General features: G+C 40.9%; 14 protein-coding genes and 1 tRNA gene. 12 read left to right on the forward strand and 3 right to left on the reverse strand.

The features are described from left to right. Nucleotides 1-232 precede the first annotated feature (232 nt). Together Q3C19_RS14360 and Q3C19_RS14365 are read left to right on the forward strand one after the other, a co-directional pair. A complete protein-coding gene (locus Q3C19_RS14360) occupies nt 233-1192 on the forward strand; it encodes a toprim domain-containing protein (protein ID WP_302730199.1) in 960 nt (319 codons plus the stop codon). Between the two features lie 224 nt (nt 1193-1416). Then, on the forward strand, nt 1417-2820 hold the full coding sequence (locus tag Q3C19_RS14365) for a mobilization protein (protein WP_302730201.1): 1404 nt from the start codon (nt 1417-1419) through the stop codon (nt 2818-2820). A gap of 337 nt (nt 2821-3157) precedes the next feature. Here Q3C19_RS14365 and Q3C19_RS14370 read toward each other — a convergent pair whose 3' ends face one another. After that, on the reverse strand, nt 3158-5311 hold the full coding sequence (locus Q3C19_RS14370) for an exonuclease domain-containing protein (RefSeq protein ID WP_302730203.1): 2154 nt from the start codon (nt 5309-5311) through the stop codon (nt 3158-3160). 107 nt (nt 5312-5418) lie between these two features. Beyond that, a tRNA-Asp gene (locus Q3C19_RS14375) sits at nt 5419-5492 on the reverse strand. Between the two features lie 453 nt (nt 5493-5945). Between Q3C19_RS14375 and purU the strand changes: the two genes are divergently transcribed. From purU to Q3C19_RS14420, 9 genes are all read left to right on the forward strand, one after another. After that, nucleotides 5946-6803, forward strand: coding sequence for a formyltetrahydrofolate deformylase (purU, locus tag Q3C19_RS14380; RefSeq protein ID WP_022163046.1), 858 nt, complete (start codon nt 5946-5948; stop codon nt 6801-6803). A gap of 48 nt (nt 6804-6851) precedes the next feature. Continuing rightward, the gene (gene hisH, locus Q3C19_RS14385) at nt 6852-7442 is read left to right on the forward strand and encodes an imidazole glycerol phosphate synthase subunit HisH (RefSeq protein WP_071150054.1); all 591 of its coding nucleotides are present in this window, start codon (nt 6852-6854) and stop codon (nt 7440-7442) included. A gap of 31 nt (nt 7443-7473) precedes the next feature. Next, nucleotides 7474-8196, forward strand: coding sequence for a 1-(5-phosphoribosyl)-5-[(5-phosphoribosylamino)methylideneamino]imidazole-4-carboxamide isomerase (gene hisA / locus Q3C19_RS14390; protein WP_302730207.1), 723 nt, complete (start codon nt 7474-7476; stop codon nt 8194-8196). A gap of 69 nt (nt 8197-8265) precedes the next feature. Next, complete coding sequence (gene hisF, locus Q3C19_RS14395) at nt 8266-9021, forward strand: imidazole glycerol phosphate synthase subunit HisF (protein ID WP_302730209.1); 756 nt, start codon at nt 8266-8268, stop codon at nt 9019-9021. Between the two features lie 28 nt (nt 9022-9049). Beyond that, nucleotides 9050-9661 (forward strand): bifunctional phosphoribosyl-AMP cyclohydrolase/phosphoribosyl-ATP diphosphatase HisIE, encoded by a 612-nt coding sequence (gene hisIE, locus Q3C19_RS14400; RefSeq protein ID WP_302730211.1) that lies wholly within the window; start codon nt 9050-9052, stop codon nt 9659-9661. A 38-nt stretch (nt 9662-9699) separates the two neighbouring features. Then, entirely contained in the window at nt 9700-10380 is a 681-nt protein-coding gene (locus Q3C19_RS14405; protein ID WP_022163051.1) for a cell division ATP-binding protein FtsE, read from the forward strand. Between the two features lie 73 nt (nt 10381-10453). Further along, nucleotides 10454-11770, forward strand: coding sequence for an aspartate kinase (locus Q3C19_RS14410; protein ID WP_022163052.1), 1317 nt, complete (start codon nt 10454-10456; stop codon nt 11768-11770). A 130-nt stretch (nt 11771-11900) separates the two neighbouring features. Next, the gene (gene lysA / locus Q3C19_RS14415) at nt 11901-13070 is read left to right on the forward strand and encodes a diaminopimelate decarboxylase (RefSeq protein ID WP_022163053.1); all 1170 of its coding nucleotides are present in this window, start codon (nt 11901-11903) and stop codon (nt 13068-13070) included. A gap of 85 nt (nt 13071-13155) precedes the next feature. Beyond that, nucleotides 13156-13638, forward strand: coding sequence for a ferritin (locus tag Q3C19_RS14420; RefSeq protein ID WP_022163054.1), 483 nt, complete (start codon nt 13156-13158; stop codon nt 13636-13638). Nucleotides 13639-13732: 94 nt separating this feature from the next. Here the strand turns inward: Q3C19_RS14420 and kbl are convergent, their stop codons facing one another. Next, a complete protein-coding gene (gene kbl, locus Q3C19_RS14425; protein WP_071150774.1) occupies nt 13733-14920 on the reverse strand; it encodes a glycine C-acetyltransferase in 1188 nt (395 codons plus the stop codon). Between the two features lie 154 nt (nt 14921-15074). Between kbl and Q3C19_RS14430 the strand changes: the two genes are divergently transcribed. Beyond that, the gene (locus Q3C19_RS14430; protein ID WP_022163056.1) at nt 15075-16031 is read left to right on the forward strand and encodes an NAD-dependent epimerase/dehydratase family protein; all 957 of its coding nucleotides are present in this window, start codon (nt 15075-15077) and stop codon (nt 16029-16031) included. Nucleotides 16032-16042 lie beyond the last annotated feature (11 nt).

Consider the following 16042-nt stretch of genomic DNA (forward strand, 5'->3'; position numbering starts at 1 on the left):
GTACGAACCGGATTTCCACTATTAGCCCAATCCTCGCAATCACTTCACTTTATTCTCAGGGTCTATATATTAGGATAAAGCGAAGTGATTGTAGGGGCACACTCAACCGCTTCACTTTAAGCCGTATCCTATATATACGACAATAAAGTGAAGTGATTATACAGCCAGTAACCTATATGAAAAGGTACTGGCGAAAAGAAAAACAAACAATAACCGATAAAAACAATCATTTATGGACATACAGACAGCAAAACAAATCAGACTGGAAGAATACCTACACAGCTTGGGATATAGCCCGGTGAAGCGGCAGGGCATCAATCTCTGGTACAAATCACCGTTCAGGGAAGAAACCGAAGCATCGTTCAAGGTGAACACCGAGCGGAACCAATGGTACGATTTTGCGCTCGGCAAGGGCGGCAACATCATCGCGCTGGCTTCGCACCTCTATGCAACGGACAGCGTGCCGTACCTTTTGAAACGCATAGAGGAACAGGCACCGCACGTGCGCCCCGTTTCTTTCTCTTTTCGCAAGCAGTCATTTACAGAGCCGAGTTTCCAACAGTTGGAAATCGTGCCGCTTTCTTCTCCTGCCTTGCTCGCTTACTTGCAGGAAAGGGGAATAAATCCGGTACTGGCGAAAAAAGAATGTAAGGAAGCGCGGTTTACGCACAACGGCAAACGGTACTTCGCCATTGCATTTCCCAACATGTCGGGCGGCTATGAAATCCGAAACCGATATTTCAAGGGCTGCATTGCACCGAAAGAAATATCCCATATCAGGCAATCGGGAGAGCCAAGAAACGCGTGTTTCGTTTTCGAGGGATTTATGGACTACCTCTCATTTCTGACCCTGCGGCTCGAAAGCTGTCCGCAATATCCTGACTTCGACAGGCAGGACTACATGGTTCTGAACTCTGTTGCCAATGTTTCCAAAGCACTTTATCCGTTGGGAAGCTATGAGCGCATCCACTGCTTTTTTGACAATGACCGTGCAGGAATGGAAGCCTTGCAGCAAATCCGAAAGGAATACGACAGCACCCGGCATATACGGGACGCTTCACAAATCTACTGCGGTTGCATAGACCTGAACGAGTATTTGCAGAAACGCATGGCGGATAGAAAGGAACAAATACAGTCCGTCAGAAAGAAGAATGATACGCTATCCAAGAAACCGAAAGGCTTCCGGTTATAGCCCACTATAACTACACGCTCCGCTTGCGTAGTTGTGGGCTCTCCCGAGGGGCTTAGGACGCTGCCCTAAGAACCCGGCAAGGGCTTTCAGCCCTGTGCAACCCGACCAAAGAGTGACCCTCTCTTTGGAAACTCCGCTCATGGGTTGCACCCCTAAGAACCCCTTGCGGATATGCGCGGAAAGCAACAAACAGATTTAGTAAACAACCCAATCAGAATTAAAAGATGGCAACAAAATCAAGCATACATATCAAGCCTTGCAACGTGGCATCAAGCGAGGCTCATAACCGGAGAACTGCCGAGTATATGCGCAACATCGGAAAAACCAAGGTATATGTTGTATCCGAACTCTCTGCGAATAACGAGCAGTGGATAAACCCGGACTTCGGCAATCCCGAATTGCAGGCGCACTATGAGGACATCAAACGGATGGTCAAGGAAAAGACCGGTCGTGCCATGCAGGAAAAGGAGCGTGAGCGCAAAGGGAAGAACGGCAAAATTATCAAGGTAGCAGGATGTTCACCCATACGTGAGGGCGTGTTGCTCGTCAGACAGGACACGACACTGGCAGATGTGCATAAATTTGGCGAGGAGTGCCAAAAACGCTGGGGCATTACACCGCTCCAAATCTTCCTGCACAAAGACGAAGGGCATTGGCTGAATGGACAGCCTGACCAGGAGGACAGGGAGAGTTTCAAGGTTGGCGAAAGGTGGTTCAAGCCGAATTACCATGCGCATATCGTATTCGACTGGATGAACCACGATACAGGCAAGAGCCGCAAACTCAATGACGATGACATGATGCAGATGCAGACCTTGGCATCCGACATCCTTCTGATGGAGCGTGGTAAGTCAAAAGCCGTAACAGGCAAAGAACATCTGGAACGGAACGACTTCATCATTGAGAAACAGAAAGCCGAACTGCAACGCATAGAAGCCATAAAGCGGCATAAGGAACAGCAGGTAAACCTTGCAGAACAGGAACTCAGACAGGTAAAATCGGAGATACGCACGGACAAGCTCAAAAGCGCCGCCACCGATGCTGCCACGGTCATAGCAAGCGGAGTGGGTTCTCTTTTCGGCAGCGGAAAAATGAAGAAACTGGAGCAGTCCAATGAAGAATTGCGTCAGGAAATTGCCAAACGGGACAAGGGAATTGATGACTTGAAAGCCCAAATGCAACGTATGCAGGAACAGCACGGCAAGCAGATACGCAACCTACAAGGAATACACAATCAGGAGCTTGAAGCCAAAGACAAGGAAATATCACGTTTGAATACTTTGCTTGAAAAGGCTTTCAAGTGGTTTCCGATGCTCAGGGAGATGTTGAGAATGGAAAAGTTGTGCGCTGCCATCGGCTTCACCAAAGAAATGATAGAGAGCCTTCTGACAAAGAAAGAAGCTATCAGATGCAACGGCAGGATTTATTCTGAAGAACACAGACGGAAGTTTGACATCAGGAATGATATTTTCAAGGTGGAAAAGAATCCAACCGATGACAGCAAACTGGTACTGACCATAAACAGGCAGCCGATTGGCGAATGGTTCAAAGAGCAATGGAAGAAATTTCAACAAGGATTGCAGCAGTTAGCGGAAGAGCCAAGAAAAAGTAAAGGATTTAGGTTATAATTCCGTTTCATGAAGTCCGCATTCGGCCAGTGCATACCTTCTAAAAACGAAGATATACTTCATCAGCAAAATAAGTACTACTGCGTTTTTATAGGGATTGGTAAATTGCGGACATTTTTATATAATGCAAGATCACAATAAAATAACTATTTTTGCATACGGATAGGGACAACTCTTTCTAAGACATATGAGAAAAGAAGCGTTATGCGCATCAAGTATTTGGAAACGTAGGAAATTTTCAAATTGCATACTCAGATGGTTATAGGCATATTTATTTCCTGCAACTATTCACGATGTAACAAAAGAAAAGGATTCCTTAATCTCTCTTTCCTCATCATTAAAAAGGCAAATCATCTTTGGCATCATAAGCCATTACTTCATTATTGTCCGAGGAAGATGACAATGATATTTTCTGAAGCCTTACCATTTCCCAAAAACACTCCTTTGTAGCTACCACATCAGCCATAGCATTATGAACATCTTCAAAAGTATGCCCAAACAGAGTTTTATACAGTTCTTGAAGTTTAGGCCATTTGTTATTCATTTCTATTAAATATGACCCTAATTTCATTGTATCATACGTTTTCTTCTTACTATATACAAACATATAATTCAAACGATAAAATTCAGCACATAACACTTTAAGATCATATTCAATATTATGGCCAATAATTGCATTAGAAGACTGAATATCCTTATGCAAATCTAATAATACATCTTTCAAATTCGACCCAAACTTCAAAGCTACATCATTAGTAACACCATGCACCATTGTTGTTTCATTCGGTATAATAAAATCTGTAGGTTTTATCAAATTATTTTTTTCTTTTATCACATGACCTTCTTTATCTGTTATTATCCATCCTATTTGAAATATTCTTGGCCAATAATCAGACATTTCAATAGGTATGTTAAGATCTTTAACCGTACCGATGACTTCTGTATCTAAAAATAAATATTTTTCATTTGCATCATTTAGCAAAGAAATCCATTCATTCTCAGCATCAAGCGTTTGAAGATTTCTTTTTTGTGGTAGAAATTCCTTATACATGAAAGCCCTTTTAGGATTTTCTATGATTCGAACTTTACAATATTCTAACCAATCATTATCAATATCTTCAATAGCAGTATATTTAAAAGGAAGCAGAACATTATTACAACTATCTACAACCCCATATTTTCCATTTTGTAAACAGATACATTTTTCTGTCTGATAGCTTATAATATCATCATAATATGGGGCAAAATATTGTTGGAAGTCTTTACTAAATAGACCATATTTTCTATTTGATTTTAGTTTATATACATTATGTCCACCAGGAACCTCCTCATAAGATTCAAAAATATTATCATATAATTTATATCCTCTATCTAAATTTAGAATCTTAAATGCAGTTCCATTATAAAGCAATAGAGACTTGTATTTATTCTCAATTTTATCAAATGGCCCTAATAACTGGTCATAATAATAAGTGTAACATTTTATTCCTTTTCTCAAACTAACAAAATTTCTATATACTTTTATTTCATCATAAATAAAATATATCAACAAATCAAGTTTGGTATTTATTCCACCCCACTTACCATTAGAGTCTTCACAAATGAACATCTTAGAAGTAAACTTTGTTTTATATGAATGAGGAAAATCTACATATGTAATATTCCTTATGTTATAATCATTCGTATGTTTCCCCTGAACATCATAAATAATTTTATTGTCAATATCATTTACACAATAAAAATAATATTGCTTATGACATGTAAGACCGCCAGAATAATCCATTATAATTTTAACATCTTTGAATGAATCTCGGAATAATAATTTCCCATTTAAATCATAAATATGTTTACCATTATATTTAGTACAAATAAAGAAATCGTTATTCATAACAATGTCTGCATTATCTAACTTTAGAATGTTTCTTTGCTCTTTAATATTAATAACAAATACTGTATTACCTTTTTGGGCAATAATATAAGAACTGTAGCCATTCGCTCTAATTGAATCATAGTCATCCAATTGACACTGAGAATTACAGCAAGCTAAAGGAATATTGCTTTTCCGCCATATATGAATAGCATCTTTATCTTCCTCTAAACATTCATATACACATGAGGCAAGTTCTACTCCTTGCTCATCATAATAAAATAATCCATATTTTTCGTCTATAACCGTAACAGCATAATGCCCCTTAAAGGTTCTAACAGCATCAAATTTTTGTGGCACAATAGTCCTTCCTTCTTTATCAGAAAAACCTGTTTTACCACCCTTAATTATAAAATTGAAAATAGAATGTTCATAGTAACAGCCACCAGTGTTAATCACATATAAATTATAGAATATTTTCTTTTTATGGTCAAATGCTCCAGTTTGAACATTCTTTCGAATTCTATCTTCTCTTTCCTTTTTTTTTCTTTTTTGATTATAATATTCTTGTATCTTACCTATGACCAATAATAGTAAAAAAACTAATACTATATATACCCACATAAAATATGTATACAATTAATTAAGTGAAACAAAAACACCCGACTTTACATTCTTGGGTGTAAAATCGGGTGTCTATTTTGTAAAACATTGATTTTCAATGTTTATTGCGGTGCGTACGGGACTCGAACCCGTGACCCCATGCGTGACAGGCATGTATTCTAACCAGCTGAACTAACGCACCATTATTTCATTGTTTTGTTGCTATCTCTCTCGATTGCGGTTGCAAAGGTAGATATTTATTTTGAATCTGCAATAACATTCTGATTTTTTCTTGTATAAAATCTCATTTTTCTATCTGTTTTGTCGCAAATATGGGTCGTCGGGGGGGATTTGCATTGTTTTAGAGGGCTTGGATACCAGGTTTGTGAGGAAGAATATCCGATGTGTAGTGGGGCTCATGTTATTATTGAACTTATATACTAGGAATGGGTAGTTGGGTAGAAATATGGTTCCAGACTGACTGTGAAATAACGATAGAGAAAGTTATAGCCTTGTTTTATTAGGAAAACGGAACTTTAAAAGATGATTTTAAAACTTATTGCTTGAAAAATTCGTTATTTAGCAATAAATGGTTATTTTTGCCTTCCTAAAAATGAGACTAATATAAAGATGTAGTAAATAAAAGTATTTTGGTATGATGAAAACAGCCAAATTGTTGCTGTATTGCCCTGACAGACCTGGAATTCTGGCAGAAGTAACAGACTTTATAACGGTAAACAAGGGCAATATTATCTATCTGGACCAGCATGTAGATCATGTGGAGAATATCTTTTTTATGCGGATAGAGTGGGAATTGAAAGATTTTTTGATTCCTCAGGAAAAAATAGAGGATTATTTTGAAACGTTATATGCACAGAAATACGGAATGTACTTTCGCTTGTATTTCTCGGATGTGAAACCGAGGATGGCTATTTTTGTGTCTAAAATGTCGCACTGCTTGTTTGACTTGCTGGCACGTTATACGGCAGGTGAGTGGAATGTAGAGGTTTCTCTTATCATAAGTAATCATCCTGATTTGCAACATGTGGCAGAAAGGTTTGGCATTCCTTTTTATCTTTTCCCTATTACCAAAGAAAACAAGCAGGAACAGGAAAGAAGAGAGATGGAGGTGCTTGCCAAGCATAAAGTGAACTTTATCGTACTGGCGCGTTATATGCAGGTTGTTTCCGAGCATTTGATAAATGCGTATCCGAACCGCATTATTAATATTCACCATTCTTTTCTGCCGGCTTTTGTGGGGGCAAAGCCCTATCACGCCGCTTTCGAACGTGGTGTGAAAATTATAGGAGCTACCAGTCACTATGTGACTACCGAACTGGATGCTGGTCCTATTATCGAACAGGATGTGGTGCGTATCTCGCATAAAGATACGGTGAATGATTTGGTGAACAAAGGTAAGGATCTGGAAAAAATAGTTCTTTCGCGAGCTGTTCAGAAACATATCGAAAGAAAGGTGCTGACTTATAAAAATAAAACGGTTATATTTAGCTGATTTTATTAATGTGCTACACTTTATAGAATAAATAAAAGGCAGGTTGATATGAAAGTGGCAATAATCAAATATAATGCAGGCAACATTTGTTCTGTGGATTATGCGTTGAGGCGTCTTGGGGTGACTCCTGTTATAACAGCCGATAAGGAGGAATTGCTTAGTGCGGATAAAATTATCTTTCCGGGTGTAGGAGAAGCTGAGACGACCATGCGTTTTCTGCGTTCGTGTGGGATGGACCGGTTGATAAAAGAACTTAATCGGCCTTTGCTGGGTATCTGTTTGGGTATGCAGTTGATGTGCAGGCATTCGGAAGAAGGTGATGTAGATTGCTTGGGTATTTTCGACACGGAGGTGAAGCGCTTTGTACCATTGAAGCATGAGGATAAGGTGCCGCATATGGGCTGGAACACGATAGGGCAGACATGTAGTGGTCTGTTTGAGGGCTTTACCAAAGAAGAATACGTATACTTTGTACATAGTTACTATGTACCGGTTAATGATTGTACGGCTGCTGTGACGGATTATATCCATCCGTTCAGTGCTGCTTTGCATAAGGACAATTTTTATGCCACCCAGTTTCATCCGGAGAAAAGCGGTAGTGTTGGCGAACGTATTCTGAGTAATTTTTTGGCATTGTAACAGTATATATAATAATAGTATATTCCTTAATATGATAGAACTTATTCCGGCCATTGATATAATTGATGGAAAGTGTGTGCGGCTTTCGCAAGGCGATTACAATAGCAAGAAGGTGTATAATGACGATCCGTTGGAGGTGGCGAAAGAGTTGGAGGCTCATGGCATCAGACGTCTGCATGTCGTCGATTTGGATGGAGCAGCTTCTCATCATGTAGTCAACTATCGTACGTTGCAGCGGATTGCTTCAGGCACTGCATTGGTGATTGATTTTGGAGGTGGAGTGAAGAGCGATGAAGACTTGAGAATTGCTTTCGAAAGTGGTGCGCGGATGGTTACGGGCGGAAGTATTGCGGTGACCAATCCGGATATGTTTTGCCATTGGCTGGACTTGTATGGACAGGAGAAAATAATATTGGGAGCTGATGTGAAGGATGAGAAGGTGGCCGTCGGTGGATGGAAGGAAGAGAGTGTCTGGAAGCTGTTTCCTTTTCTGAAGGACTATCATGCTCGGGGAGTTACGAAGGTGATCTGTACGGATATCGGTTGTGATGGTATGTTGCAAGGACCTGCCGTTGCGCTCTATAGAAAGATACTGGCGGAATTTCCGGAACTTTATCTGATAGCCAGTGGAGGTGTGGGAAGCATGGCCGATATTGAAATGCTGGAGTTGGCGGGAGTCCCGGCGGTTATTTTTGGAAAAGCATTGTACGAGGGACGTATTACGTTGAAAGAGTTGGAGAAGAAACTTGCCTGAATGATGCCCGACAGCAACTGACAGGTGCATGAGAAGATAAAGAATGATGAAATAATAAATAATAGAATTGTGTTAGCGAAAAGAATAATACCTTGTCTTGACATCAAGAATGGACAAACCGTAAAAGGCACGAATTTTGTGAATCTGCGTCAGGCGGGCGATCCTGTTGAACTGGCTCGTGCCTACAGTGAACAGGGAACGGACGAATTAGTCTTTTTGGATATTACAGCCAGTTTTGAAGGTCGTAAGACTTTTGTTGAATTGGTGAAACGTATAGCTGCCAATATCAGCATACCTTTTACGGTTGGTGGGGGAATTCACGAATTGAGTGACGTAGACCGGTTGTTGAGTGCAGGTGCTGATAAGATATCTGTTAATTCGGCAGCTATCCGTCGGCCTGAACTGATAGACGAGATAGCCAAGCATTTCGGTTCGCAGGTGTGTGTGCTGGCTGTTGACGCCAAACTGTCGGATAAAGGATGGTGGTGTTATCTTAATGGTGGACGGGTGGAAACTGACAAAGAACTGTTTGCTTGGGTGAAAGAAGCTCAGGAACGGGGAGCAGGAGAAGTCTTGTTTACCAGTATGGATCACGATGGTGTGAAAAACGGGTATGCCAATGAGGCGCTTTCGGCGATGTCGGAAACTTTGTCCATACCGGTTATTGCATCTGGTGGAGCAGGGAAAAAAGAGCATTTCAGAGACGTTTTTATGCAGGGAAAAGCCGACGCTGCGTTGGCTGCCAGTGTTTTTCATTTCGGAGAAATAAAAATTCCCGAATTAAAATCGTATCTTTGTGCCCAAGGTATTGCAATGAGACGTTAAGTTGATCTGTAAAATAACTAATTTTTGAATGGAAATGGATTTTGATAAGATGAATGGACTTGTTCCAGCTATTATACAGGATGCAGATACTGCTAAAGTCCTGATGTTGGGCTTTATGAACAAAGAAGCTTATGATAAAACGGTGGAGACCGGAAAAGTGACCTTTTTCAGCCGGACAAAGAACCGTTTGTGGACAAAAGGTGAAGAAAGTGGCAATTTCCTGAATGTAGTTTCTATGAAGGAAGATTGCGATAAAGATACATTGTTGATTCAGGTGCATCCGGTGGGACCGGTGTGTCATCTTGGAACAGATACTTGCTGGGGTGAGAAAAATGAAGAGCCTGTCATGTTTCTGAAGTTATTGCAGGATTTTATAGACAAACGTCACGAAGAAATGCCTGAGGGTTCGTATACGACCAGCCTGTTTCGTTCTGGAGTGAATAAAATGGCACAAAAGGTAGGCGAGGAAGCTGTTGAAACGGTGATTGAAGCCTGTAACGGAACAGACGAGAGACTGATTTACGAAGGAGCTGATTTGTTGTATCACTTGATTGTACTGTTGACGTTGAAGGGATACCGCATTGAAGACCTGGCACGCGAATTGCAGGAACGTCACAGTTCGACGTGGAAAAAACATTGATAGGAGAAACCGGCATAGGTTGATGACTTGCAGTACATATGGAGGATGTCTTGATAAAATATGAGAATGTAGAAATACGTCAGCAAGAACTGAGCATACTGAATGATGTAAATTTGCAGTTCCGAAGGGGAGAATTTATTTTCCTGATAGGAAAGGTAGGCTCGGGAAAGACCAGTTTGCTGAAGACATTTTATGGTGAGCTGGATATTGCTGCCGGTGAAGCGGAAGTGTTGGGGTATGATATGAGGCACATAAAGCGGAAACATATCCCGCAGTTACGTCGGAAACTGGGCATTGTGTTTCAGGACTTCCAGCTGCTCATTGACCGTACCGTAAATGATAATCTGGAGTTTGTGCTTCGTGCCACCGGTTGGAAGAACAAGGCTGAGATTAAGGAACGTATAGCTGAGGTTCTGGAACTGGTAGGAATGGGAAACAAAGGATATAAATTCCCGAATGAATTATCTGGCGGTGAACAGCAGCGCATTGTGATAGCGCGCGCGGTTCTGAATTCTCCGGAAATTATTTTGGCCGATGAGCCAACCGGAAATCTGGATGTGGAGACCGGACATGCTATTGTGAATCTGTTGCATGGTTTGAGTGAACAGGGAGCATTGGTTGTTATGACGACGCACAACTTGCAGCTGTTGCGTGAATTTGCAGGAAGAATATACCGCTGTTCCGATCATCGCATTCAGGAAGTGACAGAAAAAGAATAAATATGTAAAATAAGAAGTTGTAGGTGTTTGCCTTGCGACTTGTAACAATAAACTAATAAATATAAGAACGAAAATGAAAGTATTAAAGTTTGGAGGTACTTCAGTAGGCTCGGCTCAACGGATGAAAGAAGTGGCCAAATTGATTACCGATGGTGAACGTAAGATTGTGGTCCTTTCAGCCATGTCGGGTACCACAAACACATTAGTGGAAATTTCGGATTATCTGTATAAAAAGAATCCGGAGGGTGCTAATGAGATTATCAATAGACTGGAGTCGAAATATCGCCAGCACATTGATGAACTTTATGCTACTTCTGAGTATAAGCAAAAAGGCTTGGAACTAATCAAATCTCATTTTGATTATATCCGTTCTTATACAAAGGATCTTTTTACTTTATTCGAGGAAAAAGTAGTTTTGGCACAGGGGGAACTGATTTCTACATCCATGATGAATTATTACCTTCAGGAATGCGGAGTGAAGTCTGTTTTGCTTCCGGCTTTGGAGTTTATGCGTACGGACAAAAATGCGGAACCCGATCCTGTTTATATAAAGGAGAAATTGCAGATGCAGCTGGAGTTGTATCCTGATGCAGAGATTTATATTACGCAAGGCTTCATCTGCCGCAATGCATATGGCGAGATTGATAATTTGCAGCGAGGAGGAAGTGACTATACAGCTTCGTTGATCGGTGCAGCTGTCAATGCAGATGAAATACAGATCTGGACAGATATTGACGGAATGCACAACAATGATCCGCGTATTGTAGACAAGACTTCACCGGTGCGTCATTTGCATTTTGAAGAAGCTGCAGAGTTGGCTTACTTCGGTGCTAAGATATTGCATCCTACTTGCATTCAGCCTGCCAAATATGCCAATATTCCGGTGCGTTTGCTGAACACTATGGATCCTACAGCTCCTGGTACTTTGATTTCCAATGATACTGAGAAAGGTAAGATTAAGGCTGTTGCAGCCAAGGATAATATCACGGCAATCAAAATTAAGTCAAGCCGTATGTTGCTGGCTTATGGTTTCTTGCGTAAGGTATTTGAGATTTTTGAAAGCTATCAGACTTCTATCGATATGATCTGTACTTCTGAAGTCGGGGTTTCTGTATCTATTGACAATACGAAACACCTGAATGAGATTTTGGATGATCTGAAGAAATATGGTACGGTCACTGTAGACAAGGATATGTGTATTATCTGCGTTGTAGGCGATTTGGAATGGGAGAATGTGGGCTTTGAAGCAAAGGCTCTTGACGCTATGCGTGATATCCCTGTCCGTATGATTTCTTTTGGAGGAAGTAATTATAATATTTCTTTCCTTATTCGTGAGTGTGATAAGAAGCAGGCGTTGCAATCGCTCAGCGATATGTTGTTCAACGAATAAAAATCTGGTATAACCATTTGATATGAAACGCGCATTATATGAACTGTACGGGGAATGTTTTTGTTTAGAACATACTGTGCGGTTTATATGATTCGCGTTTTTTATATTTAACTGAACAAAGTTTTGATTTATGAAAGGTGTATTTCCTGTTGACAAGTTTCGCGAATTGCGGACTCCATTTTATTATTATGATACGAAGATCCTGCGTGATACGTTGGACTGTATTCGCCGAGAATTAGCAAAGTATGATAATTATTTTGTTCATTATGCTGTAAAAGCCAATGCAAATCCAAAGTTGCTGACTATCATTCGTGAGAGTGGATTGGGAGCTGATTGTGTGAGTGGGGGTGAAATACGTGCAGCTATTAAGGCTGGTTTCCCTGCTGATAAGATTGTTTATGCTGGTGTAGGTAAGGCAGATTGGGAAATCAATCTGGGATTGGATTATAACATATTTTGTTTTAATGTGGAATCTATTCCCGAATTGGAGATCATTAATGAACTGGCTGCAGCAAAAGGGAAGGTGGCTAATGTTGCTTTCCGGATTAATCCTGATGTGGGTGCTCATACACATGCCAATATCACGACTGGGCTGGCAGAGAACAAGTTTGGTATTAATATGGCTGATATGGACCGTGTAATAGACTTGGCGCAAGATTTGAAAAACGTGAAGTTTATTGGTTTGCATTTTCATATTGGTTCACAAATTTTGGATATGGGTGACTTTGCTGCACTTTGTAATCGTGTAAATGAGTTGCAGGATAAGCTGGAGGCGCGGCACATTCGTATTGAATATGTAAATGTTGGGGGAGGACTGGGCATTGATTATGCACATCCGAACCGTCAGGCTGTTCCCGATTTCAAAAGTTATTTTGAAACTTATGATAATTGCCTGAAGTTGCGTTCTTATCAGACTTTGCATTTCGAATTAGGCCGCTCAGTCGTTGCGCAGTGTGGTTCGCTGATATCAAAAGTATTATATGTAAAACAGGGTACTAATAAACAGTTTGCCATTCTGGATGCCGGTATGACCGATCTTATTCGTCCTGCTCTTTATCAGGCATATCATAAGATTGAAAATATAACTTCTGATGAGGCTCCTGAAACTTATGACGTAGTTGGACCTATTTGTGAATCTTCGGATGTGTTTGGTAAGGCCATTGATTTAAATAAGGTAAGGCGCGGCGATCTGATTGCTCTACGTTCGGCTGGTGCTTACGGGGAAATTATGGCTTCCAGTTACAATTGCCGTGAATTGCCGCAAAGCTATACTTCTGATGAATATAGTTTTTTTGTATAAAAAATGTTATTGGAAGAACAATTTTACTGTGTTGTTGTTATATTTGTAATCATTACAAATATAAACTTTTAAATAACTCATAATTATGATAACAGAAAAATTACAAAACGCAATCAATGAGCAGATTACTGCTGAAATGTGGTCTTCTAACCTGTATTTAGCAATGTCTTTCTATATGGAAAAGGAAGGCTATTGTGGAATGGCTTCTTGGCTGAAAAAACAATCATTTGAAGAGCACTCACATGCATGTGAACTGGCTTCTTATATTATTAAGCGTGGTGGAAAGGCTGCGTTGGACAAGATTGATGTTGTTCCGAATGATTTTGGTACTCCATTGGAAGTCTTCGAGCAGGTTTATGAACACGAATGCCGTGTATCAAAGATGATTGATGCACTTGTTGATGTTGCTGCGGCCGAAAAAGACAAGGCTTCTCAGGACTTCTTGTGGGGATTTGTACGCGAGCAAGTTGAGGAAGAGGCTACAGCTGCTGGTGTGGTGGATATGATAAAGAAGGCTGGTGCTGCTGGTATTTTCTTCATCGACTCTAAGCTGGGAGAACGCAAGTAAGCGATTGTATACACAAATATAATAGAAGCGGTAAAGTTGCTGATTTATTGGGCAATCTTTACCGCTTCTTTGTTTTACTTATGGACGCTGAATATTATTTCAGTACATTAAGTTCTTTTCCTACTTTTATGAATGCCTCGATGCATTTGTCCAAATGTTCTTTTTCGTGACCTGCAGAAATCTGTACACGAATACGAGCCTGGCCTTTAGGCACTACAGGATAATAGAAACCTGTTACATAGATACCTTCTTCTTGCATGCGTGCTGCATAGATTTGCGATAACTTGGCATCATAGAGCATTACGGCACAGATTGCACTTTGAGTCGGCTTGATGTCGAATCCGGCAGCAGTCATTTTGTCTCTGAAGTAATTGACATTTTCTACCAGCTTATCATGCAATGCGTTGCTCTCTTTCAGCATTTTGAAAACTTCCAGACTGGCGCCGATTACGGCAGGAGCTACAGAATTAGAGAACAGGTAAGGACGACTACGCTGACGAAGCAAGTCGATGATTTCTTTGCGTCCGGTAGTAAAGCCACCCATAGCACCACCAAACGCCTTTCCTAATGTTCCTGTATAAATATCTACCCGGCCATAAGTGTTGTACAATTCGCTGACACCGTGTCCGGTTGCTCCTACTACTCCGGCTGAGTGAGATTCGTCGACCATAACAAGGGCGTCGTATTTCTCGGCAAGATCACAGATCTTATCCATTGGGGCAACGTTGCCATCCATCGAGAATACTCCGTCGGTAACTACGATGCGGAAACGTTGAGCTTGAGCTTCTTGCAGGCACTTCTCCAGTTCTTCCATGTTGGCGTTGGCATAACGGTAGCGTTTAGCTTTGCACAGGCGCACACCGTCGATGATGGAAGCGTGGTTTAATGAATCGGAGATGATGGCATCTTCTTCGGTAAAGAGTGGCTCGAAGACACCGCCGTTGGCATCGAAGCAGGCGGCATACAGGATTGTGTCTTCGGTGTGGAAGTAATCGGAAATGGCGGCTTCCAGTTCTTTATGAATATCTTGTGTTCCACAGATGAAGCGTACAGACGACATACCGTATCCGCGGCGATCCATCATCTGCTGAGCTGCGGCAATCAGGCGAGGATTGTTGGACAATCCGAGGTAATTGTTGGCGCAGAAGTTCAGAACTTCTTTCCCTTTTACTGTGATGGCAGCCTGTTGTGGGCTTTCGATGAGCCGTTCTTCTTTGTAGAGTCCGGCTTCTTTAATCTCGGCAAGTGTCTTGCTGAGATAATCTTGCATTTTACCGTACATAATTTTATCTTTTAAGGTGATATGTTCTTTTGTTACATTCTCTACAAAGAACATCATTTTTCTCTAAATAAACAATAGCAAGTTGATAGAAAAATGAAAAAAAAGTGCGTATATTTGCCTCCCGATACTAACAACACCTTAATAAATAAGTCGTATGAAGAATATTTTGGTAATTGGAGCTACCGGGCAGATCGGTTCTGAGCTCACATTAGAGTTGCGTAAACGTTATGGTGATGACCATGTTGTGGCCGGATATATCCCAAGTGCTATGCCACAAGGAGAGTTAAAGGCGTCAGGCCCTTCGGCTATAGCTGACGTAACCGATCGTCAATCCATTGAGGTGGTAGCACGTCAATTTAAGATTGATACGATTTACAACTTGGCTGCATTGTTGTCTGTTGTTGCAGAAAGTCGTCCGGCTATGGCTTGGAAGGTCGGCATTGACGGGTTATGGAATGTCTTGGAAGTTGCACGCGAGTATGGATGTGCTGTGTTTACTCCAAGTTCTATTGGTTCGTTTGGAGAATCTACTCCTCATGTTAAAACTCCTCAGGATACCATTCAGCGTCCTCGTACGATGTATGGTGTTACGAAAGTAACTACAGAGTTGCTGAGTGATTATTATTACACGAAATATGGCGTAGATACCCGTGCTGTTCGTTTCCCAGGTATCATTTCCAATGTAACTCCTCCGGGTGGTGGAACGACCGATTATGCAGTTGATATCTACTATTCTGCAGTGAAGGGTGAAAAGTTTATTTGTCCGATTAAGGAGGGTACATATATGGATATGATGTACATGCCCGATGCATTGAATGCTGCTATTTCGTTGATGGAAGCTGACCCTGCCCGATTGAAACATCGCAATGCGTTTAATGTTGCTTCCATGAGTTTTTCTCCCGAAATTATTTATGCGGCAATCAAAAAGCATGTTCCCGATTTTGAAATGGAATATAAGGTTGATCCGCTGAAACAAGCTATTGCAGACAGCTGGCCCGATTCGTTGGATGATTCTTGTGCCCGTGAAGAATGGGACTGGAAGCCTCAATATGATCTTGAGTCAATGACTGTTGATATGCTTGAAAAACTGAGAGCTAAATTTAAAAAGTGACCTTGAGGTCC

Source organism: Bacteroides sp. ET489 (genome assembly GCF_030518095.1).
Classification (GTDB): domain Bacteria; phylum Bacteroidota; class Bacteroidia; order Bacteroidales; family Bacteroidaceae; genus Bacteroides; species Bacteroides ndongoniae.